Raw genomic sequence first — 20113 nt, forward strand, 5'->3', positions numbered from 1 at the left:
CGTCGCGGCACTAGCGGGGGGCGTCGGCCGGCGGAATGTTGTGGTTGAGCCGCAGAAGGTTCGCGGGGTCCCACACGGCCTTCAGCCGCCGCAGCCGCCGGTGGTCGTCGGGGGAGTAGGCCATGGCCACCTGGTCGGGTGTCGCGTTCGCGCCGTACAGGAAGTTGAGCGACCGCCCCGTGGTGAGAGGTGCCAGGGTGTCCGTCAGCCGGGTGTGGGCGGCCCTGACCTCGTCGGCCGTTTCGGGCGTGACCCGGTTGAGCACCGCGAGCAGATAGGCGGCGTCCCGGTTGCCGACGCTGTTCGGGGGGTGCGGCGCGCGGCTCAGCGCACCGCCGAGGTGGCGCACCTCCACGATGCTGGTGACCGGGGCGTCCGGTCCGGTCAGCGACAGCACCCGGCGGACGGTGTCCGCATCCAGGCCGCTCAGCATGGCGTTGGTGCCGCTGTACCCGGCCGGCGGAACCGGGTCGTTGTGGATGGTCCCGGACTCGGTGTACGGGAGCATCCGTACCGTGTCCGCCAGCCGCGGGCCGAGGGCGCGCAGCGGTGCGATCAGGCGCTCGCCCTCCGCGGCCTCGCCCAGCAGGGCGATGCGGATGTGGACCACGTACCGGCCCCGCAACGGCGGCGGCAGCGACGGCAGATCGGGCAGCGGGACCAGCGCGAGCGAGGAGGTCATCTCCTCGGGGACGCCCGTGGTCCAGTCCAGCCAGGCGGTCACCGCCTCCTCGGCCAGGGAGCCGTCGAAGTACAGGGCGCCGCCGTACAGCCGCTCCACCGGCACCAGTTCGACGTCCATGCTGGTGACGACGCCGAAGTTGTCCCGGCCGCCGCGCAGCGCCCAGAAGAGATCGGGTGCGTGGTCCGTGTCGATCTCCCGCAGCCTGCCGTCCACGGTGACGGCCTCGATCCGCCGGACATGGTCGGCGGCGTATCCGAACCGGCGGGCCAGCAGGCCGAGTCCGCCCCCGAGGGTGTAGGCGACCGCCCCGACGTGCGGGGCGCTTCCGTTGAGCGGCGCCAGCCCGTGCGGCGCGGCGGCGCTCACCACCTGCTGCCAGCTCACCCCCGCACCCAGCCGGGCGGTGCGCGACGCCGGATCGATCCGCACCTCGTTCATCCGCCGGGTGCTGATCAGCACGCCCGTCTCCGCGGGCAGGGCCGGACTGTGCCCGGTCGCCTGAACTCCGATCGGCACGTCGTGTGCGGCGCCGAACTCCACCGCGAGCCGCACGTCCTCCTCGTCGACGGCGCCGACCACCACGGCCGGGGCGTGCGGCCGGAAGGTCTGGTACCGGATGCGTTCCTCGTCGTAGCCGTCGTCGCCCGCGACCAGGACGGGGCCGCGGACGCTCCCGCTGAGCTTGCTCGTCGCCGCCCGGTCGCCCCACGGGGCGTCGGGCCGGGGCTGCGGAGTCACGCTGCGTGTTCCTTTCGTCGGGCGGAAGTCCGAGCCGTTGAGAACGGGGGTTCTCCCGACGGCACGGACTTCCGCTGTTCATGGTCGTGAGCGCTGGATCAGAAGTCCAAGACCTGGTTTCTTGGGACTGCCTAACTTCTTCTTATGGCACCAGGTCATCGCGGGGATTCGTCGCAGTCCGCGGGCTCCACGGTCCGGAAGATTCACCGACGCCGACCGCCACCGCGAAGGCGTAGTCGGGGGTGACGACATCCCGCACCACCGCGTACCGGTCGCCGGCCCGGGCCCACAGAACGTCACCGCAGGACCGGAGACGGACCCGCCAGAAGAGACCTCCATGGCTCTCGCGACACTCCGTCAGTGCCTTGAACGCGGCCTCCTTGGCGGTGAACAGCCGCCGCAACTGCTCCTGGTCACCCTCCTGCCACAGCAGGTCCCGCTCGGCGTCGTCGAGGAGGAACCGGTGCAGGTGCAGCGGCGGCAGCCGGGACTGCAGATCGACCCCGACCGAACGGGCGCCCGGTGCGACGGCGGCCACCGCCAGTCCGTGGGCGTGGGTGACGGAACCGGCGTAGCCGTCGGGGAACACGGGCGCCCCGCTGCGCCGGCGGCCGACCGTCGTCGTCGCGCTGCCCGCACGCCGCAGCACCGTGGCGGCCGCCGCACGGCCGGCGCGGTGCTGCGCGGCGGCGCTGTCCGCGGGGGTGACCGGGACGGTCTCCAGCAGGACCCGCCGGGGACGCCCGGGGCCCCCGAGCAGCCATGCGCTCGGGGGCCCCGCGGACGCCGACCGCTCAGTCACCCGGCCCGGCCACCCGTTCGATGAACTTCACGACCTCCCGCTGGAACCACTCGGGTTCCTCCAGGAACGCGAGGTGCCCGCCGCGCGGCACGGTGACGGTCGTGGTGTCCGGGAAGAGCCGGGTCATCTCCTCCACCGCGCTGGTGCTCAGGGAGAAGTCGTCCCCGCCCACGAAGAGCAGGGTGGGCTGCGCCACCCGCGTCATGATCTCCGGGTCCAGCGGTGCTTTCACCGACACCGACAGACCGGCCCGCAACGACTCCACCGTGTGGATGCCGAGAAAGTTCTGCTTGCGGCCCATGAACCCGATCGGGCCGGCCTGCTCCACCGCCAGGTCGCCGGAGACCAGGGGGTACAACTGGTCGTAGAGGACCCCGAGTCCGGAGGTGTCCAGGGTCTTCAGCCAGGCCTTGGTGATCCGGCGCAGACGCTGCGGCCCGTGCGGGCTCATCGCCGGGCCGGCCAGGACCAGCCCGTGCACCCGCTCCGGGTAGGCCACGGCGAAGTCCCGGCAGACCAGAGTGGAGAACGAGGTGCCGACCAGCACCGCCTTCTCCAGGCCCAACTCGTCGAAGAGGGCCTTCAGATCGGTGATGTGCTCCTCCCACACCGGCTCGCCCACCTGCGGCCCCGAGTCGCCCTGCCCGCGCAGGTCGTACGAGGTCAGGCGGGCGGTCGAGGCCAGGCTCGCGGTGTACGACCGCCAGGACTTGCGGTCCATGAAGAAGTTGTTGACGAGGACGACGTCGGGGCCGGACCCGCGTCGCTCGTAGGTGAGCTGGACATCGTCGTTCACCCGGACCGTGCCGGTCTCTATGGCGTCGTCGACGGTGGTGTCGGTCATCGGTTCACCTCAGGCGGGAGCGGATCGGACGGAAGGCGGCCCTGTGCCCGGGCCGGACGGGCCGTGCGGCCGTACGGTGTCGCGGCCGGACGGCTCAAGCCGCTTCGAGCAACGCCTCGGCGGCCGTTCGGGCGTCACCGAACCGCGTGGTCAGCGTGTGAACCCATCGTTCGAGGCCGAACGCGGAGCAGCTCGTCGAAGCGGGCTTGCCGTCGGGCAGCGTGATTCCGCACCGCTCCCCGAAGAAGTTCCGGTGGTAGTTCACCGAGCCGACGGCCAGGCCGTCGACGACGAACTCCTCCTTGACGGGGAACAGTTGCTGCATCTTGGCGCGCGACCCGTTGCGGTCGAAGAACGGGTCGGTGGCGACCTGTGTCTCCATCTTCAGGCCCAGCCGGTCGGCCAGCTCCAGCACCAGCCCCTTGAAACGTGCCAGGTGCTCCGTCGCACCCCCCGGCGTGCCGACGAAGACGACCTCGCGCATGGAGAAGCCGAGCAGCCGGCGCAGCCCCTCGTAGTGCGTCTCGTTGCGGAAGCAGGTGGCCACCGTCGTGACCCGGTTCTCCTCCGCGGGCAGCGTCCGGCCCCGCAGGTCGAAGTAGACCGAGTAACAGGCCGCCGACGGAAGGGCCAGCCCCGTGTCGTTCAGGACCGATGCCGGCAGTTCCCGCAGCGGCTCCTCGGCACCGGACCGCAGTGCGGACAGCCGGCCCGGGTCGGCCGAGGCAGCGGCCAGGCCCAGATGCGGGAAGTTCTCGTAGTAGTCGATGTCCTCCAGGTCGGCTGCCCGCAGCAGGAACGGATAACGGCGCTCCTGCGCCTGTGCCTGCTGCGCCCAGCCGAGTACCAGGGAGTCGAACGTCCGCAGCAGGTGCAGCTCGTCGGGGCCCAGGACACCGAGACCGGTGTCCGCGGTGCCGTCGGTGTCGGTCATCAGGCCGACGCTCCGGAGAGGAAGCGCTTGTCGATGGAGCGCAGGGTACGGAAGTCGTCGACGTCGATCTCCTCGGGGTCGATGGCCTCCCCGCTCAGTTCCTCCAGCAGGTAGAGGAACTCGACGAACGCCAGCGAGTCCACCGCGCGGCGGTCGATCAGGTCGTCGTCCAGTCCCAGCTCGCCCACCTCGGGGTTGCGCTGGTGGATGAATTCGAGAATCTTGGCGATCTTGTCGTCGCTCATGCGGGGGTCCCCTGAACCTGAAGGCCGTTGCGGGCGAGGAACTTGCGGGTGCGTTTGAAGATGCGGTCGTGCGCCGCGTGCCGTGCCGGGTGCTCCAGCAGCCGGCGCCGGAGCTCCAGCGGCTCGGGCAGGCCGGCGTCGCGGTAGACGGCGGGGTTGTACAGACTCCGGACGCTGTACTCGAGGTAGTCGTCCAGGTACGTGGCGAGAACCGGGATGTCCTCCGGCCGGGTCTCCCTGACCTGCTCCAGCAGCTTGCCGAAGAGGTGGCGCCCGAAGGCGACGTGCCGGCTCTCGTCCTGGTGGTGGACCCGGTTGATCTCCCGTGCGATCTCGGGGAGGGCCTGGTCCGTGGCCATGAGGGCGTTGAAGTGGTCGACGAGCTCCTCGAATATCAGGATGCGGGCGAAGATGACCAGTTCGCTCGCGGCGTCGCCCACCCCCTCGATCCCGCCCATGCCCACCTGCGGCACCGGCGGGTACACCTTCCCGCCGTACTTCAGGCAGAAGGTTCCGAAGAACCACATGTGCTCGTTCTCCTCGCCGATGAAGTGGTGCAGGAACTCCGAGGCATCGGCGTAGGTCTTGGTGTGGATGCGCAGGACGACCTCGCTGAGCAGTTCACGGATGCCGTGCACGTTGAGGCTGAAGAAGTTCACCGCCTCGTGACGCGTCACGGCGAGCTGCTGTTCACGCGTCAGCGCGTCCCACTCCTCGGTGCCGGCCAGGGTGACGAGGTCCTCGCTCATCCAGGGCAGGTTCTCGTCGAGGGTCTCGGGCCAGTCGAAGATCGTGTAGGGGTTGTAGTAGTCCGATTCCGCCATCGCTTCGAGCCGGTCCAGATCCAGCTTCACGGGCTTGACGGTCGTAGGCACGGGCAGGCCTCTCTCTGCTGATGTCGGTGGTGCGGCGGGCGGGTCCGGCGGACCGCGCCGTGGAGGACCGCGGGGTCCCGAAGGGTGGGCGGATCAGGCCCGCTCGGCCAGGACGGACCAGACCGGGAGCTGGGTCCGCCCCTGTGCGTCGGTCTCCACCTGTGTGCCGGTCCTGGCCAGGAAGTCCCGGGTGACCTCGGCGACCCCCCAGTAGATGGCCTGCTGGAGCTCGGTCACCTTCCATCCGGCCTCCTCCAGCACCTGACGGACCGTCTCCTCCTTCACGGACAGCGGTTCCGGCATCCCGCCGGGGACCGCGGCGAAGCACAACATGTCGAGCCAGGCGCCGGGCCGGGCGGCCCGGTGGAGAGCGGCGGCGTACCGGCGGCGGCCGTCCGCGTCCAGGGTGTGGAACAGCGCGCTGTCCAGGACCGTGTCGAAGCGGTCCTCGAACCCGGTCAGGCTGGTGGCGTCGGCGACGGCGAACTCGATGTCGGCGCCGCCGGCCCGCTCGGTGGCCAGTTCGATGGCCGCGGAGGCGGCATCGACGGCCGTGACCCGGTATCCGCGGGAGGCGAGGAAAATGCAATTGTCGCCCAGGCCGCAACCGGCGTCCAGTACGGCTCCGCGAATTCGCCCGCGCCGCTCGAATTCAATCACACCCGGCTGCGCCTCGCCGATGTCCCACGGCGCCCTGGTTATACCGGCGTCTCCCAGCAGTTCACCTCCGCGATAGACGGAGTTGAAGTCGGCGGTAGCGAAATCGTAGGACTGGTCCGTGCTTTTGCTCATGCGCGTCTCCAGGGGGAGTGGGGTCCTTCTTCCGGAACTGCCGAACCAAAGGGATTACCACACGGCCGTCCTGTGCGTAAGGCGCGGCGTCCCAGCTGCGGGCTGACCGGACCGGGGCAGTCCACACCGCGCCCCGATCGGTTTCGGACGGTTCGCGGCCCCGTCCGAAACAGCCATGAGCAGTCATGTTCAACTGAGGAAAATCCTCAGGCGAACGTGTGCGCGGCATTGCTAGGAGCGCCCCGAAGTGGGCCGCGGCGATCGGAATGCAGGGTTCCATTTCTCCCGCAGAAAAAAAACATCCCTTCCGTCGGGAAGCGGAATGTCGAATTTCGCATGTGCGGCGAATTTTTCCGAGGTGGTGACCCGGTCGTCGTCCCCGTACGATGCCGTGGCGGCAGGGGGGAACGGCTGTCGGGAATTCGGAGCCTCATCCCCGCCGGGGCGTCCGCCTCCAGAGAATCTGGAAAGGGAAAGCCATTGCGTGACTCAGGCAACTACTTTCGAATCCCGAATGCCGAGCTCGTGGGCCGGGCTGTCGAACTCAGGGAAGAGCTCTGGAAGAGCGCGGCCGCATCCGACCGCGCCCGTCGGCTGTCCGACGAACTCGTCGCCCGCGTCACCGGAGCCGGGCTGACCAGGCTGCTGACCCCCCGGAAGTTCGGAGGCCACGAGACCCCGGTACGCACCCTGCTGGAGGCCTGCGTCGAGCTGGGACGCGGCTGCTGTTCGACCTCGTGGGTCACCGGTGTGCTGAACGTCGGGAACTTCGTGGTCTCGCTCTACCCCGACCGCACCCGCGACGAGGTGTGGGGCGAGCGCCCCGACGCCCGGACCGCGCTCATCCTGGGGGCTCCGGTACGGACCGTGGAGAAGGCGGACGGTGGTGTCCGGGTCAGCGGTGAGTGGCCGTACGCCTCCGGGTCGCTGCACGCGGACTGGATCGGCGGCCTCGTCCTCGCGGACACCGGCACCGGCCCGCAGCCGCACATGGCGCTGATGCCGGCCGCCGAGGTGACGGTCCGGGACACCTGGCACAGCGTCGGAATGCGCGGCACCGGCAGCAACACCGTCGTCGCCGAGGACGTCTTCGTGCCCGCCCACCGGCTCCTGCCGTACGGGCCGCTCCTCGCGGGACGTACCGACGGTCTGGTCCCGGCGGACCGCCCCTACCGCAACAGCCTGACCGGTGTGTTCATGGTCGGTCTGATCGGCTCGATGATCGGTGGTGCGAGCGCGGCCCTCCAGTACGCGCTGGACCGGGCGCCGACCCGCCGCGTGGCCGGCTCGACCTACGCCGACCAGTCCGAGTCGCCCGCCGCCCAGCTGGGGCTGGCCGCCGCGGCGACCCGTATCGACACCGCGGTGCTGCACGCCCGACGGCTGGCCGACACCGTGGACCACCACGCCGAGGCGGGCGAGAACCCACCCGTGCCGGTGCGGGCACGGGCCCGGATGGACGCCACGCATGTCGCCCAGCAGTGCCGGGCCGCGGTCGAGGAGATCGTCTCGGTGTACGGTTCCTCCGCCTTCGACGAGTCCAACCCCCTGCAGCGGATCTGGCGCGACGTCAACGTCGGCAGCCGCCATGCCGGATTCGGCATGGGCATCCCCGAACAGGCCTACGGTACGGCGCTGGTCGGCAAGGACCCACGCACGCTGACCATGATGCTCTGAGCCGGTCCCGCGAGCCTTCCCGGCCGTGCCCCACGGCGTCCGGCGGACCCCCGCGGACACCACACGTCACCGTACGGACCGGCCCGCCGGCCCTCCCGACGCGCACCGCCCGTGCGTGCCGCAGGCGCTCCTTCCCGGCGGGCACCGAACGGCACACACACCTCCTGACGCAACGAGCCCCACGCCCCGCACCCCGTCACGGAAAGCGAGAACGCGCATGTCCGACGAGAACGAGGTACGCGAGCACAACCGCGCCGTCGTCGCGCAGTACATGAACACCCGAGGCCAGGACCGCCTGGAGCGACACCTGCTGTTCACCGAGGACGGCACCGGTGGTCTGTGGACCACCGAGACCGGCGAGCCCATCGTCATCAACGGCAAGGACCGCCTCGGCGAGCACGCCGTCTGGTCGCTCAAGTGCTTCCCGGACTGGGCCTGGACCAACATCGAGATCTTCGACACCCAGGACCCCGACCGCTTCTGGGTGGAGTGCGACGGGGAGGGCCAGATCCTCTTCCCCGGGTACGAGCCCGGCATCTATCGCAACCACTTCCTGCACTCCTTCCTGTTCGAGGACGGGAAGATCAAACAGCAGCGCGAGTTCATGAACCCCTGCCAGCAGTTCAGGGCCCTGGGCATCGAGGTGCCCTCGGTCCGCCGGGACGGTATCCCCACCTGACGTCCGTCGGCCGGCCCTCGACCCCGCAGGAGGGGACAGTGCGCACCACGATCCACGAAATCCACGCAGCACCGGCCCTTCAGCAGCCCGTGTGGGACGACCCGGCCGCGGTGCGGCGGGTTCACGACACCCTCTCCGGTGAACCGCCGCTGGTCTCCGCCGAGGGAGCCGCACAGCTCCGCGCACTGCTCGCCGAGGTGGTGGCCGGCCGCGCCCGTCTGGTGCAGGCGGGCGACTGCGCCGAGGACCCGGCGGAGTCCACCCCGCACCACGTGCGGCGCAAGGCCGCGTTGCTGGACCGGCTCGCCGGGACCGCACAGGACGTCGTCGGTGTACCGGTCCTGCGCATCGGCCGGATCGCCGGGCAGTTCGCCAAGCCGCGGTCCAAGCCCGTCGAGGACATCGAGGGCGTCGCCCTGCCCGCCTTCCGCGGTCACATGGTCAACGCCCCCGAACCCGTTCACCGGCGCCCCGACCCGGAGCGCATCCTGACCTGCCACCGGGCGGCCCGGGACGTCGTCCGCGAGCTGCACGCGCTCAACGAGGGCCGCCCGGACGCGGAACGGGTGTGGACCAGCCACGAGGCCCTGCTCCTCGACTACGAGATCCCGATGCTGCGGCTCGCCGGCCCGGACGGGCCGTTTCTCGGCTCGGCCCACCTGCCGTGGGCCGGGGAGCGGACCCGCCACCCGGACGGCGCGCACGTGCGGATGCTGTCCGCCATCAGCAACCCGGTGGCCTGCAAGATCGGTTCGGGAGCCGGCGCCGAGGACGTCGTCGCGCTGGCCGGCCGGCTCGACCCGGAACGCCGGCCGGGGCGGCTGGTGCTGGTCGTCCGGATGGGCAACGGCTTCGTCTCCACCCGGCTGCCCCCGCTGGTGGAGGCGGTCCGCGCCGCCGGTCACCCGGTGATCTGGCTCTGCGACCCGATGCACGGCAACACCGTCATCAGCCCGGACGGGTACAAGACCCGGCTGCTGGACGCGATGACGTCCGAGATCCAGGACTTCAACGAGGCGATGGCGAAGACGGAGGGCATCAACGGCGGTCTGCACCTCGAAGCCACCCCGGACGACGTCACCGAGTGCGCCGCGGACGCATCCGAGCTGGGTTCGGTGGGCGACCGGCACACCACCCTCTGCGACCCCCGGCTCAACCCCGAGCAGGCCGTACGACTCGTGCAGGCCTGGGCCCGGACGCTCTGAGCACACCGGCCGGCCCGGTCGGCCTCCCCGCGGCGACGCGCCCGTCCGCTCGCACCCCCACCGCACCGAAAGGAGCCGGCCCCATGGTTGGCATCCCCGCCATCGTCCCGTACGACCTGCCGACCCAGCAGAGCCTCCCGGTGAACCTGGCCGACTGGACGCCGGTCCCGGACCGCGCGGCTCTGGTGGTCCACGACATGCAGCGCTTCTTCCTGCGCCCCTTCCCCGACCCGCTGCGCTCCGAGCTCCTCCACCACGCGGCCGGGCTGCGCAAGCGGGCCGCGTCCCTGGGCGTACCGGTCGCCTACTCCGCGCAGCCCGGCGGGATGACGCCCGAGGAGCGCGGGCTGCTGGCCGACTTCTGGGGGCCGGGCATGGGCATCTCGGCCGAGGACCGCGAGATCGTCGACGAGCTGGCCCCGGCGGACGGCGACTGGCTCCTGACCAAGCGCCGCTACAGCGCCTTCTTCCGTTCCGACCTGTTGCAGCGGCTGCGCGCCGCCGGTCGCGACCAGCTGGTGCTGTGCGGGGTCTACGCCCATATCGGTGTGCTGGCCACCGCGATCGAGGCGTTCAGCCATGACATCCAGGTGTTCCTCGCCGCCGACGCCGTCGCGGACTTCTCCGCCGAGCAGCACCGGTTCGCGCTGGAGTACGTCGCCCAGCGGTGCGGGGTGGTTGTCCTGAGCGAACGGGTGTTCATATGAACGCCCCGGCACCCGCAGCCCCGGCCGCCGGGACCGCCGCATCCGTCCCCGCCCCGGAACGGGCGGGGACACAGAGGGGGACGGAGACGGGGCCGGACCTCCTGGACCGGCTGCTGGCCGATCCGCACCCGCCCGCCTTCGCCCTGCTGCACCGACCCGAGAGCGGCAGCCCGGATACGGTCGACGTCCTGGTGGGCGAGGTCTCCCACCCCGACTCGCTGGCCCGGCTGCCGCTGCCGGCCGGCGCCCCCGGCGCCCCGCGCCACGACGCCCTGGTGCTGGTGCCCTACCGGCAGCTCGCCGAGCGCGGCTTCGCGGCCCCCGACGACGGGGCGCCGCTGCTCGCCCTCGCCGTGACCGAACAGACCGCACTGCCGCTGGCGGACGTCCTGGACCGGCTGCCGACGGCGCCGGTCCACCTGTCGCCCTCCCGCTTCGACCTGTCCGACGAGGAGTACGCCGAGATCGTGCGGCGGGTGGTCGCCGACGAGATAGGCACCGGCGAGGGTGCGAACTTCGTCCTCCGGCGCACCCTGCTGGCGGACATGGGCGACTACTCCCCGCACACCGCGCTGACCGTCTTCCGACGTCTGACCGAACGGGAGGCGAGCGCCTACTGGACGTTCGTCATCCACGTCGACGGCCGGGTGTTCGTCGGCGCCACCCCCGAACGGCACATCTCCGTGCGCGACGGCCGCGCCGTGATGAACCCGATCAGCGGCACCTACCGCTACCCGCCGGACGGGCCGACCCTCGACGGCCTCACCGCCTTCCTGCGGGACCCCAAGGAGACCGACGAGCTCTACATGGTGCTCGACGAGGAACTCAAGATGATGTCCCGGGTCTGCGCCGAGGGCGGCCGGGTCACCGGGCCCGCCCTCAAGGAGATGGCACACCTGGCCCACACCGAGTACTTCATCGAGGGCCGCACCCGCCGCGACGTACGGGAGATCCTCCGCGAGACGCTCTTCGCGCCGACTGTCACCGGAAGCCCGGTGGAGAGCGCGGCCCGGGTCATCGCGCGCTACGAGCCGCAGGGGCGGGGCTACTACAGCGGGGTCGCGGCGCTGATCGGACGCGACTCCTGCGGTGAACGGTCGCTGGACTCCGCCATCCTCATCCGTACCGCCGACATCGACGCGGACGGCCGGATGCGCCTCGCGGTCGGCGCGACGCTGGTGCGCCACTCGTCGCCCGAGGCGGAGGCCGCGGAGACCCGCGCCAAGGCTGCCGGGCTGCTCCAGGCCCTGGAGGCGGAGCAGCACGGCCCTGCGCCGTCCCCCGGGGCGAACGGGGTGAACGGGCCGAACCGGCCCGGGGGTCCGGGGCCGACGCGCTTCGCCGACCACCCGGCGGTCCGCGAGGCGCTCCGGGGACGCAACGCGGGCATCGCCGACTTCTGGCTGGCGTCCACCGCACCGAGCTCCCTGACGGTGCCGTCCCTGCTCGGCCTGAAGGCCCTGGTGGTGGACGCCGAGGACACCTTCACCGCGATGATCGTGCAGCAGCTCGAAGCCCTCGGCCCCACCGCACAGGTCGTGCGGTACGACGAGCCGTACGACCCGGACGGCTTCGACCTGGTCGTGATGGGACCGGGCCCCGGAGACCCGCGCGCCCTCGGCGACCCGAAGATCGCGGCGCTCGACGCGGCCACCGCGCGGCTGCTGCGCGACCGCGTCCCGTTCCTGTCGGTCTGCCTCAGCCACCAGGTCCTCAGCCTCCGGCTCGGCCTGGAGCTGGTGCAGCGAGACGAGCCCAACCAGGGCGTGCAGCGGACCATCGACCTGTTCGGACGGCCGGAACGGGTCGGCTTCTACAACACCTTCTCCGCGGTCAGCCCTGCCGCCCACCTCGACGTGCCCGACGTGGGGCGGGTGACGGTCGGCCGGGATCCCGCCACCGGCGAGGTGGCCGCGCTGCGCGGCGGCCACTTCGCGTCCTTCCAGTTCCACGCGGAGTCGGTGCTCACCGTGGACGGGCCCCGGCTGCTCGCCGACGCCCTGAAGGGAGTGCTGGCCCGGTGAGACTGGAAATCGCCTGGTGGGACCTGGACGGCACGCCGCAGACGGTCGATTCGCTGGGGGCACATCTGCGGGAGGGGGTCGCCGACGACTGGGCCGGCGTCCCCGGACTGCGTGCCAAGTTCTGGATCGCCGACCGGGACCGCAACCGCTGGGGCGCCGTCATGGTGTGGGAGGACGACCGCCCCGACCTCGCCGCCCTGCCGCCCAACCGGGCGGCCGAACTCATCGGACGGCCCGTCGGCCACCGCATGGGCTTCGAGGTCGAAGCCGTGGCGGAGGGCCTGTACACCCAGCCCGTCCTGCACGGCCTCGGTGCCGCGCTGTCGCCGCCCGCGCCCCACTGACCGCTCCCGCCCGCACCCGATGCCCCAGGAGACGTTCTCATGCACGCATACATGCTCGTGGACGCCTTTTCCCGCCGACCGCTGTACGGCAACCCGGTCGCGGTGTTCCTCGACGCCGTGGACCTGAGTGACGATCAGATGCAGCGCATCGCACGGGAGATGAACCTCTCCGAGACGACCTTCGTGCTGCCTCCGCGGGAGGGTGGCGACGCGCGCATCAGGATCTTCACGCCGGTCAACGAACTCCCCTTCGCGGGGCACCCGTTGCTCGGCACCGCGGTCGCCCTCGGGGAGACGCGCAAGCAGGACCGGCTGCGACTGGAGACCGCCATGGGCGTCATCCCGGTGGAGCTCGGCGACGACGACGGCGCGGTCACCGTACGGATGCGTCAGCCGCACCCCGTGTGGGAGCCGTACGAGCACGCCGAGGAACTCCTGGCGGCACTGGGCGTGTCCGCGTCCGTCGCCCCCGTCGAGGTCTACCGGAACGGCCCCCGGCACGTCTTCGTCGGCCTGGAGAGCGTGTCCGCGCTGTCCGCGTTGCGGCCGGACCACCGGGCCCTCGCCCGGTTCCCCGACATGGCGGCCAACTGCTTCGCGGGGGAGGGGACGAACTGGCGGGCCCGCATGTTCAGCCCCGCCTACGGGGTCGTCGAGGACGCGGCGACCGGTTCGGCGGCCGGACCTCTCGCCATCCATCTGGCCCGGCACGGCCTCGCCCGCTACGGCCAGGCACTGGAGATCTGGCAGGGGGTCGAGATGGGCCGGCCCTCCCTGATGCGCGCCACCGCCCGGGGCACCGGTGAGAGCGTCGAATCCGTCCATGTCGGGGGCCACGGTGTCACGGCCGGGAGAGGCACCCTCTTCGTCTGAACACGCTCCGGCGGCACGAAGCAGCGAGAAAGGCACGGGAGTTGAACACGAGCAGGTTCGAGAGTCTCACCGGTGCGACCGATCTCCGGTTCCCCGAGTACGACGACCCGCCGGCCGACCCGACGGGGCTGGTGCGGAGCTGGCTGGACCGCGCGGTGGAGCTGGAGGTCCGCGAGCCGCGGGCGCTGGCGCTGGCCACCGCCGACGGACGGGGACGCCCCTCCACCCGTATCGTCGCGGTGATCACCATCGACGACGACGGCCTGCTGTTCACCACCCACAGCACCAGCCGCAAGAGCCGCGAGATCGCCGAGACCGGCTGGGCGTCCGGACTCTTCTACTGGCGCGAGACCGGCCAGCAGATCAGCCTGAACGGCCCGGTGACAGCAGTCCCCGAGGACCGGGCGGACGCCCTGTGGGCCGCCCGCCCCGTCCCGCTGCACGCCATGTCGGCGGCGTCCCGGCAGAGCGAGCCGCTCGCCGACCCGGCCGGCCTGCAGGCGCATGCCGAGCAACTGGCCGCCACCGGGTCGGCCCTGCCCCGCCCCGAACGGTACGTCGGCTACCGGCTGCGCCCGGACGAGGTGGAGTTCTGGTGCGCGCGTTCGGACCGGCTCCACCACCGGCTGCTCTACCGCCGGGACGGGGACGTCTGGCACGCCACCCGGCTCCAGCCGTAGCGCAGCGAAGGGAGAGCGGCATTCATGGACACGGTCAGCTTCACCACGGCGATGGCACGCGTGCCGAGCCCGGTGACCGTCGTGACGACGTACGGTCCGGACGGCGTCCCGTACGGGTTCACCGCCGGCTCGTTCTGCTCCGCCTCGCTGGATCCGCCCCTCGTCCTGGTCTGCCTGGACAAGGGCGCGAGCACCCACCCGGCGTTCTCGACCACCCGGCGGTTCCTCGTCAACGTGCTGGGACGGGGACAGCAGGAGGTGGCCGGCCGCTTCGCGACCTCCGGCATCGACCGGTTCGCCGCCGGGGACATGAGCCCTCAGGAGCTCGGGCTGCCGGGGCTGCCGGGTGCCAGTGCGCGGATCGCCTGCAGCCTGCATTCCGTGCTGGATGCCGGCGACCACACGGCCCTGCTCGGTCGCGTCGAGGAGACCTTCACCAGCGACCGGACCCCCTTGGTCCATGTCGACCGCCTCTTCCACCACCCCGCCCCGAACCACCCCGCCCCGACCAATCCCGCCCCGAACCGGCCGGACCCGACCGGACGGCTCGCCGGACCCGACTCCAGGAGCCAACCGCCCATGCCCGGACGCGCGTTCCCGCTGATCTTCGCCGAACGAGTCGAGGCCACCGCCGAGTTCTACGAACTGCTCGGCTTCACCCGGCAGAGCCGGAACCCGCCCGAGGGCGAGCCCACGTACATCGGTCTGCGGCGGGGTTCCACCGAACTGGCCGTGGTCTCCGCCGACTGGTCCGTCACCCAGTGCGGCATCCCGCCCGGCCCCGGACCGCGCTTCGAGATGTTCGTCCTGGTCGAGGACCTGGACACCACCCTCAAGCAGCTCACCGACGGACGCGTGCCCCTGCTGCGCGCCCCTACGGACATGCCGTGGGGCGAACGCATCGCCCACGTCCTGGACCCCGACGGCAACCCCGTCGCCGTCGCCTGCGCGATCACCCCCTGACCACATACCTCCCCCGGGACGCACCATGACGCTGGACATCGCCGAGCTCACCGAACTGCTCGAACCGCCGCCGGACACCCGGACCGATCCGGACGCCTTCGTACGCGCCGCCATGGACTGGCACTTCAGCCCGGCCACCGGATCCGCCTTCTGGCTGGACCGGGCCCGCACACTGGACTTCGACCCCCGCAAGGACATCCGCACACTCGCCGATCTCGCCCGCTTCCCGAACGTCTCCGGCGAACTGCGGCACACCCCGGTCGCGGACCTCGTGCCGCGCGGTTACGGCGAACACCCCGACATCGTCGGCGTCTTCGAGAGCGGAGGCACCACCGGCGTGCCCAAGCGGGTCGTCCTGCTGCGGGACTGGCTGGAGCGGATGCTCGCCTGGAGCAACGCCACCCTGGACGCACACGGCTTCCCGCGCGGCACCGACTGGCTCGGACTGGTCCCCACCGGTCCGCACATCGTCGGCGAGTACTTCCGGCACTCCGCCGCCACCTTCGGGCGCCACGGCTTCGCCATCGACCTCGACCCGCGCTGGGTGAAGCGGTGCATCGCCGAGGGGCGCGGCGCGGAGGCGTCCGCGTACGCCGAGCACGTGATCGACCAGGCCGCCGACGTCCTGCGCAGCCAGGACATCGGCGTCATGACCATCACCCCGCCGCTGCTGGAACGGCTGGCCCGGCGCGAGGACCTCGTCGAGCTGGTCAACGAGAAGGTGCGGGCGATCCGTTGGGGCGGCACCCAGCTGGACCCCGACTCCCGCCACCTCTACCGCACCGAGGTCTTCCCCGACACGGTGCTCGCCGGCAACTACGGCAGCACCATGATCGTCGGCTTCGCCGGCGAGCGTCCGGGGCTGTCCGACGACGACCCGTGCGTCTTCGACACACTCGGCCCGCACGTCACGTTCGGCGTCGTCGACCCCGAGACCCGCGAGCCCGTCGCCTACGGGGAGCGCGGGCGGGTGGTGGCGCACCACCTCAGCCGGTCCTTCCTGCTGCCCAACAACCTGGAACGCGACCTGGCCACCCGCATGGCGCCACCCGAGGGCGGCTTCGGGGACTCGGTCGCGGACATCGCCCCCGTCGAGACCTTCGAGAGCGAGCAGGTCATCGAGGGCGTCTACTGATGGCCGGCACCCCCGGCACCCCGGACCGGCCACAGGGCGGGGCCGGTGCCCCCGCCACGCTGGAGGCACTGGGCCCCAAGGGCCCCTACCGGGCCCGCAACCGGCTCACCGTCACCGACGTACGCGGCGCCCCGGCCGCCGAACTCAGCCTGGTCCCGGCCCTGTTCGTGAACCGGACCCTCGCGGCCCTGCGGAACTCCACCCCGCTGCCCCCCGACGAACGGGTCGCCGCACTGCGCCGCGCCGCGGAACGGTTCGCCACCGGCACGGTCGCCGGCCGCACCGTCGAGGAACACGAACGTGACGTCAGCCGCGTCGGCGGCGTCCCGCTCGGAGTCGTCCGCCTGGCCACCCGTGCCATCGCCACCCGGCTGGAGGCGGCCTGGGAGAGCGCCCAGCAGGCCCGTCCGCAGGGCGCCGCCGACCACTGGCGCGACCCGAGGACCCGGGCCGGCCGCGCGGTGTGGACCCGGCGCGGCGAGGTGTTCGCGGTCAACGCGGCCGGCAACCACCCCGGGACCCACAGCCTGTGGCCGGAGGCGCTGGCGCTCGGCTACCGCGTCGCGGTGCGCCCCTCCCGCCGCGAACCCTTCACTCCGCACCGGCTGATCAGCGCCCTGCGCGCCGAGGGCTTCGGCGACGACCAGGTGGCCCTGCTGCCCACCGACCACGAGCGGGCCGACGACCTGCTGCGCGAAGCCGACCTCGGCATGGTCTACGGCGGCGAGGACGTGGTGCGGCGCTACCGGACCGACCCGACGGTGCTGACCCAGGGACCCGGCCGGTCCAAGGTCCTGCTGACCGGGGACGTCGACTGGCGCGACCATCTCGACACCGTCGTCGACTCCATCGCCCACCACGGTGGCACCGGCTGCGTCAACGCCACCGCGGTCTACGTCGAGGGCGACCCGGCCCCCCTGTGCGAGGCCCTCGCCGAACGCCTCGGCGCACTTCCGGCCCTGCCACCGGACGATCCCAAGGCGGTGCTCCCCGTCCAGCCCGGCGCCACGGCCCGGGCCATCGCGGCGCACCTCGCACGGCGGGCCGAGGGAACCCGGGCGTGGCGGGGCGCCGACGCGGTGGTCGCCGAGCTCGGCGACGGGAGCGCCGCCCTGCGGCCGGCCGTGCACCAGGTCGACCGCCCCGACGCGCCACAGACCGGGATCGAGCTTCCGTTCCCCTGCGTCTGGGTCGCCCCCTGGACCCCGGAGGCGGGCACGAAGGTCCTGCGGGACAGCCTCGTCCTCACCGTTCTCACCCGACAGGAGGAGCTGATCGACCGGCTCCTGGACGAACCGACCATCAGCAACGTGTACGTGGGTGACGAACCCACCCACCGGATCGAGCCGGGCCTGCCGCACGACGGGTTCCTCGGTGAGTTCCTGATGCGCAGCAAGGCGGTCATCCGGCGCTGAACCGTCACCCCACCACACTCCGTTCCATCTCAGAAGGGATCACCTCACCCATGCACGCCGTTTCGTACACCGCCCAGTGGATGGCCGCCGCCCGCGCCCTGGAGTCAGAGCGCGAGGACGCCCTGTACGTCGACCCGCTGGCCCGCGATCTCGCCGAGCCCAAGGGCTTCGATCTGATCGACCGCTACGCGGGCGGCGGACTGCTGCCGTTCATCACCATCCGCACCCGCTACCTCGACGACGCGATCCGCGACCTGCTCGCCGACGGCTCCATCCAGCAGGTGGTGCTGATAGCCGCCGGCATGGACACCCGCGCCTTCCGTCTGGACTGGCCCCAGGACATCGACCTCTACGAGGTGGACCACGGCCCCCTCATCGAGGAGAAGCGGCGCCGTCTGGACGCTCTGGGGGCCAAGCCCGCGGTGCGCCGCAACGAGGTGTCCGCCGACCTCACCCAGGAGTGGCTGCCCGCCCTGGAGGAGGCGGGCTTCGACCCGTCCCGGCCCACTCTGTGGGTCGCGGAGGCACTGACCTTCTTCCTCACCGAGGAGCAGGCGGCCGGCCTGCTGCGGCTGCTCGCCTCGGCCTCCGCGCCGGGCAGCCACCTGGCCTTCGACATCCTGGGCCGGGCTCTGCTGCGCTCCCCGTTCTCCAGGCCCTTCCTGGACAAGCTGGCTGCCGACGGCACCCCGTGGATCTTCGGCACCGACGAGCCGGAGCCCTTCCTGGAGGCCAACGGCTGGGACGTCGTGGACCTGAAGGAGCCGGGACAGCCCGGCGCCGGCGAGGGCCGCTGGCCCTACGACGTGCAGCCGCGCGGACGGCGGCACGCCAACCGGCTCTGGCTGATCCGGGCGAAGCTCGCCGCGGGCTGACCACGCGGCAATGGGGCGGCCCGGCGCCATGGGGTCCACCCACGGCGCCGGGCCGCCCGTGCGAGGGCAGCGGTCAGCGGTCCCTGAGCTGCGCGCGCAGCATCTCGTTCTCCGCCGCGAGGGCGGCGAGCTGCTCCCGTACCGGCTGGAGTGCCTCGGCGAGCTCGGCTTCCGAGAAGCGGGGGGTGATGTGTTTGGAGCAGTTCCAGGAGAGCCCCTCGACGCGGATCACCATCAGCTGTTCGGGCCTGCCGTCGGTACGGACGTCGGCGAGCCGCTCACTCAACTCCGGTTGCTCCGCGGTGTCCAGGGTCTCCGCCCGCGCCATCACCTTCAGCCGGATCCGGCGCGCGTAGTCCATGAAGAAGAGGGACACCCGGTCGTCCCCCCTGAGGTTGCCGGTGGTGATGTACTGCCGGTTGCCTCGTACCTCCAGGTAGGCCAGGGTCCCGGCGTCCAGGACGTGCACGAAGCCCGGCGGCCCGCCCCGGTACTGCACATAGGGCCAGCCGTCGGCGGTCACGCTGGCCAGGTAGAAACCGTCCCTCTGCGTGATGAACGCCGCCTCGTCCCGGCCGATCCGGTCGAGTTCCTCCGGGTCCCCACCGAGCATCCGTGCCATCGCCTCGGCGCTTCCCCGCTCCCGCTGGACGCTGCGCACGTTCTCCGTGAAGGCGAGATGGGCGTATCGGTTCATCTGATGTCCTCCGTGGATGCTTCGCTGTTCGGAGGGGGAGGCGGACTCCGCAGAGCAGGGCGACAAGCCGTGGCTCGCCGTCGGGGCGAACCGCAGTGCGCCGATCCTCCGTTCGCGAAGGAGAGCAAGCCGCGTTCGAGGCCGACCATAGCCGCGGATCCGTTGCGGGCAAAGGACACCGGTGACCTCCCGGCCGGCCGGCGCGAATGGTGCTCGTCGCGCTTTACGGAGCGTAAAAATGTTGTGCAATGTGTGATATGTAAAGCCGGTATGTGCGGTCACTTTGCGGTGGCGCGTTAGGATTCCGGTCATGGCGAACCTTCGTGAGGCACAGAAGCGGATGACCCGTCGTCTGCTGCTGGAGTCTGGACTCGAGCTCTTCGAGAAGAAGGGGTACGCGGCCACCACGGTCGACGACATCGCCACCGCGGCGGGCACCACGCGAGTGACCTTCTACGCGTACTTCTCCTCCCGCAGCGAACTGATGAAGGCGCTCATCGACGAGCGGCTCAACGAGGCGCTGCAGCGCGTCAGTTCCCCCGAGCACGGCTCCACGGCGCAGGACCTCGTCGCCACGATCGTCGAGGGGACACCGGAGGCGATCACGGCGTGGCTGCGGCGGACCGCCGACAACTGGCCGGCCATCCGGCCGATCATCCGCTGCGGCCGCGATGCCGCGGTGATCGACCCGGAACTCACCGACCTGGTCGAGCGGTGGATGGGCGAGGCCATCAGCGACATCGAGGACGGTCTGGTGACGGCGGGGCGCTTCGAGCCCCATCAGCGCCACTTCCGTGGTGTGCTCGCGATGGCGCAGCTCGACTTCGTCGCCCAGAACTGGGCCGGCGCCGACTGGAAGCTCACGCGTGACCAGATGCTCGACGAGCTCAGCGCCAGCTGGGTACAGCTGCTGACCTGATCCCG

21 protein-coding genes are annotated in these 20113 nt (G+C 71.5%); 13 read left to right on the forward strand and 8 right to left on the reverse strand.

Annotation, left to right across the window (positions count from 1 at the left end; all coding sequences use genetic code 11):
* Positions 1-10 precede the first annotated feature (10 nt).
* From AB0L71_RS15810 to AB0L71_RS15840, 7 genes are all read right to left on the reverse strand, one after another.
* Positions 11-1423, reverse strand: a complete 1413-nt coding sequence (locus tag AB0L71_RS15810; protein WP_365242797.1) for an FAD-binding oxidoreductase — start codon at positions 1421-1423, stop codon at positions 11-13.
* A gap of 142 nt (positions 1424-1565) precedes the next feature.
* Complete coding sequence (locus AB0L71_RS15815; protein WP_365242799.1) at positions 1566-2225, reverse strand: 4'-phosphopantetheinyl transferase superfamily protein; 660 nt, start codon at positions 2223-2225, stop codon at positions 1566-1568.
* Positions 2218-3069: an alpha/beta hydrolase gene (locus tag AB0L71_RS15820; protein ID WP_365242801.1), complete on the reverse strand. Its 852-nt coding sequence runs from the start codon at positions 3067-3069 to the stop codon at positions 2218-2220. Before AB0L71_RS15820 ends, AB0L71_RS15815 begins: the two co-directional genes overlap by 8 nt.
* A 94-nt stretch (positions 3070-3163) precedes the next feature.
* On the reverse strand, positions 3164-4003 hold the full coding sequence (locus AB0L71_RS15825; RefSeq protein WP_365242803.1) for a hypothetical protein: 840 nt from the start codon (positions 4001-4003) through the stop codon (positions 3164-3166).
* Complete coding sequence (locus tag AB0L71_RS15830) at positions 4003-4248, reverse strand: acyl carrier protein (protein ID WP_365242805.1); 246 nt, start codon at positions 4246-4248, stop codon at positions 4003-4005. The genes AB0L71_RS15825 and AB0L71_RS15830 overlap by 1 nt, the downstream gene beginning before the upstream one ends.
* Positions 4245-5123, reverse strand: a complete 879-nt coding sequence (locus AB0L71_RS15835) for a diiron oxygenase (protein WP_365242807.1) — start codon at positions 5121-5123, stop codon at positions 4245-4247. The genes AB0L71_RS15830 and AB0L71_RS15835 overlap by 4 nt, the downstream gene beginning before the upstream one ends.
* 93 nt (positions 5124-5216) lie before the next feature.
* Positions 5217-5915 (reverse strand): class I SAM-dependent methyltransferase, encoded by a 699-nt coding sequence (locus tag AB0L71_RS15840; protein WP_365242809.1) that lies wholly within the window; start codon positions 5913-5915, stop codon positions 5217-5219.
* 525 nt (positions 5916-6440) lie between these two features.
* On the opposite strand from AB0L71_RS15840, the gene AB0L71_RS15845 reads away from it, so the two are divergent.
* The 12 genes from AB0L71_RS15845 to AB0L71_RS15900 all read left to right on the forward strand — a co-directional run bounded on the left by AB0L71_RS15845 (position 6441) and on the right by AB0L71_RS15900 (position 18492).
* A complete protein-coding gene (locus AB0L71_RS15845; protein ID WP_365242811.1) occupies positions 6441-7592 on the forward strand; it encodes an acyl-CoA dehydrogenase family protein in 1152 nt (383 codons plus the stop codon).
* Between the two features lie 217 nt (positions 7593-7809).
* Positions 7810-8271: a PhzA/PhzB family protein gene (locus AB0L71_RS15850; RefSeq protein WP_365242812.1), complete on the forward strand. Its 462-nt coding sequence runs from the start codon at positions 7810-7812 to the stop codon at positions 8269-8271.
* Positions 8272-8309: 38 nt separating this feature from the next.
* Positions 8310-9476 (forward strand): 3-deoxy-7-phosphoheptulonate synthase, encoded by a 1167-nt coding sequence (locus AB0L71_RS15855; protein WP_365242814.1) that lies wholly within the window; start codon positions 8310-8312, stop codon positions 9474-9476.
* Between the two features lie 83 nt (positions 9477-9559).
* On the forward strand, positions 9560-10183 hold the full coding sequence (locus tag AB0L71_RS15860) for an isochorismatase family protein (RefSeq protein ID WP_365242816.1): 624 nt from the start codon (positions 9560-9562) through the stop codon (positions 10181-10183).
* Positions 10180-12207: an anthranilate synthase family protein gene (locus AB0L71_RS15865; protein ID WP_365242818.1), complete on the forward strand. Its 2028-nt coding sequence runs from the start codon at positions 10180-10182 to the stop codon at positions 12205-12207. The genes AB0L71_RS15860 and AB0L71_RS15865 overlap by 4 nt, the downstream gene beginning before the upstream one ends.
* Positions 12204-12551: a hypothetical protein gene (locus AB0L71_RS15870; protein ID WP_365242820.1), complete on the forward strand. Its 348-nt coding sequence runs from the start codon at positions 12204-12206 to the stop codon at positions 12549-12551. The genes AB0L71_RS15865 and AB0L71_RS15870 overlap by 4 nt, the downstream gene beginning before the upstream one ends.
* A 39-nt stretch (positions 12552-12590) precedes the next feature.
* A complete protein-coding gene (locus tag AB0L71_RS15875) occupies positions 12591-13424 on the forward strand; it encodes a PhzF family phenazine biosynthesis protein (RefSeq protein ID WP_365242821.1) in 834 nt (277 codons plus the stop codon).
* A 41-nt stretch (positions 13425-13465) separates the two neighbouring features.
* Complete coding sequence (phzG, locus tag AB0L71_RS15880) at positions 13466-14104, forward strand: phenazine biosynthesis FMN-dependent oxidase PhzG (protein WP_365242823.1); 639 nt, start codon at positions 13466-13468, stop codon at positions 14102-14104.
* 24 nt (positions 14105-14128) lie between these two features.
* Positions 14129-15067 (forward strand): flavin reductase, encoded by a 939-nt coding sequence (locus AB0L71_RS15885; RefSeq protein WP_365242825.1) that lies wholly within the window; start codon positions 14129-14131, stop codon positions 15065-15067.
* A 25-nt stretch (positions 15068-15092) separates the two neighbouring features.
* Positions 15093-16202, forward strand: a complete 1110-nt coding sequence (locus AB0L71_RS15890; protein WP_365242827.1) for a phenazine antibiotic biosynthesis protein — start codon at positions 15093-15095, stop codon at positions 16200-16202.
* Positions 16202-17617, forward strand: a complete 1416-nt coding sequence (locus AB0L71_RS15895) for an aldehyde dehydrogenase family protein (protein WP_365242829.1) — start codon at positions 16202-16204, stop codon at positions 17615-17617. Before AB0L71_RS15890 ends, AB0L71_RS15895 begins: the two co-directional genes overlap by 1 nt.
* 50 nt (positions 17618-17667) lie before the next feature.
* Positions 17668-18492 carry an SAM-dependent methyltransferase gene (locus tag AB0L71_RS15900; protein WP_365242831.1) on the forward strand — a complete coding sequence of 275 codons (825 nt, stop codon included), beginning with the start codon at positions 17668-17670 and terminating at the stop codon, positions 18490-18492.
* A 73-nt stretch (positions 18493-18565) separates the two neighbouring features.
* On the opposite strand, the gene AB0L71_RS15905 is transcribed toward AB0L71_RS15900, so the two are convergent.
* Positions 18566-19189, reverse strand: coding sequence for a pyridoxamine 5'-phosphate oxidase family protein (locus tag AB0L71_RS15905; protein WP_365242833.1), 624 nt, complete (start codon positions 19187-19189; stop codon positions 18566-18568).
* 310 nt (positions 19190-19499) lie between these two features.
* Between AB0L71_RS15905 and AB0L71_RS15910 the strand changes: the two genes are divergently transcribed.
* Positions 19500-20108: a TetR/AcrR family transcriptional regulator gene (locus AB0L71_RS15910; RefSeq protein ID WP_365242835.1), complete on the forward strand. Its 609-nt coding sequence runs from the start codon at positions 19500-19502 to the stop codon at positions 20106-20108.
* The last annotated feature ends 5 nt before the right edge of the window (positions 20109-20113 follow it).

It is taken from the genome of Streptomyces sp. NPDC052052, assembly GCF_040680455.1.
Taxonomy (GTDB): Bacteria; Actinomycetota; Actinomycetes; order Streptomycetales; family Streptomycetaceae; genus Streptomyces.

Excerpts from the sequence above, each read along its gene's own strand:
- AB0L71_RS15910 (WP_365242835.1), top strand. The coding sequence starts at position 19,500 with ATGGCGAACCTTCGTGAGGCACAGAAGCGGATGACCCGTCGTCTGCTG.
- AB0L71_RS15890 (WP_365242827.1), top strand. The coding sequence starts at position 15,093 with ATGACGCTGGACATCGCCGAGCTCACCGAACTGCTCGAACCGCCGCCG.
- AB0L71_RS15860 (WP_365242816.1), top strand. The coding sequence starts at position 9,560 with ATGGTTGGCATCCCCGCCATCGTCCCGTACGACCTGCCGACCCAGCAG.
- AB0L71_RS15875 (WP_365242821.1), top strand. The coding sequence starts at position 12,591 with ATGCACGCATACATGCTCGTGGACGCCTTTTCCCGCCGACCGCTGTAC.
- AB0L71_RS15895 (WP_365242829.1), top strand. The coding sequence starts at position 16,202 with ATGGCCGGCACCCCCGGCACCCCGGACCGGCCACAGGGCGGGGCCGGT.
- AB0L71_RS15900 (WP_365242831.1), top strand. The coding sequence starts at position 17,668 with ATGCACGCCGTTTCGTACACCGCCCAGTGGATGGCCGCCGCCCGCGCC.
- AB0L71_RS15825 (WP_365242803.1), bottom strand. The coding sequence starts at position 4,003 with ATGACCGACACCGACGGCACCGCGGACACCGGTCTCGGTGTCCTGGGC.
- AB0L71_RS15850 (WP_365242812.1), top strand. The coding sequence starts at position 7,810 with ATGTCCGACGAGAACGAGGTACGCGAGCACAACCGCGCCGTCGTCGCG.
- AB0L71_RS15885 (WP_365242825.1), top strand. The coding sequence starts at position 14,129 with ATGGACACGGTCAGCTTCACCACGGCGATGGCACGCGTGCCGAGCCCG.
- AB0L71_RS15830 (WP_365242805.1), bottom strand. The coding sequence starts at position 4,248 with ATGAGCGACGACAAGATCGCCAAGATTCTCGAATTCATCCACCAGCGC.
- AB0L71_RS15865 (WP_365242818.1), top strand. The coding sequence starts at position 10,180 with ATGAACGCCCCGGCACCCGCAGCCCCGGCCGCCGGGACCGCCGCATCC.
- AB0L71_RS15820 (WP_365242801.1), bottom strand. The coding sequence starts at position 3,069 with ATGACCGACACCACCGTCGACGACGCCATAGAGACCGGCACGGTCCGG.
- AB0L71_RS15840 (WP_365242809.1), bottom strand. The coding sequence starts at position 5,915 with ATGAGCAAAAGCACGGACCAGTCCTACGATTTCGCTACCGCCGACTTC.
- AB0L71_RS15905 (WP_365242833.1), bottom strand. The coding sequence starts at position 19,189 with ATGAACCGATACGCCCATCTCGCCTTCACGGAGAACGTGCGCAGCGTC.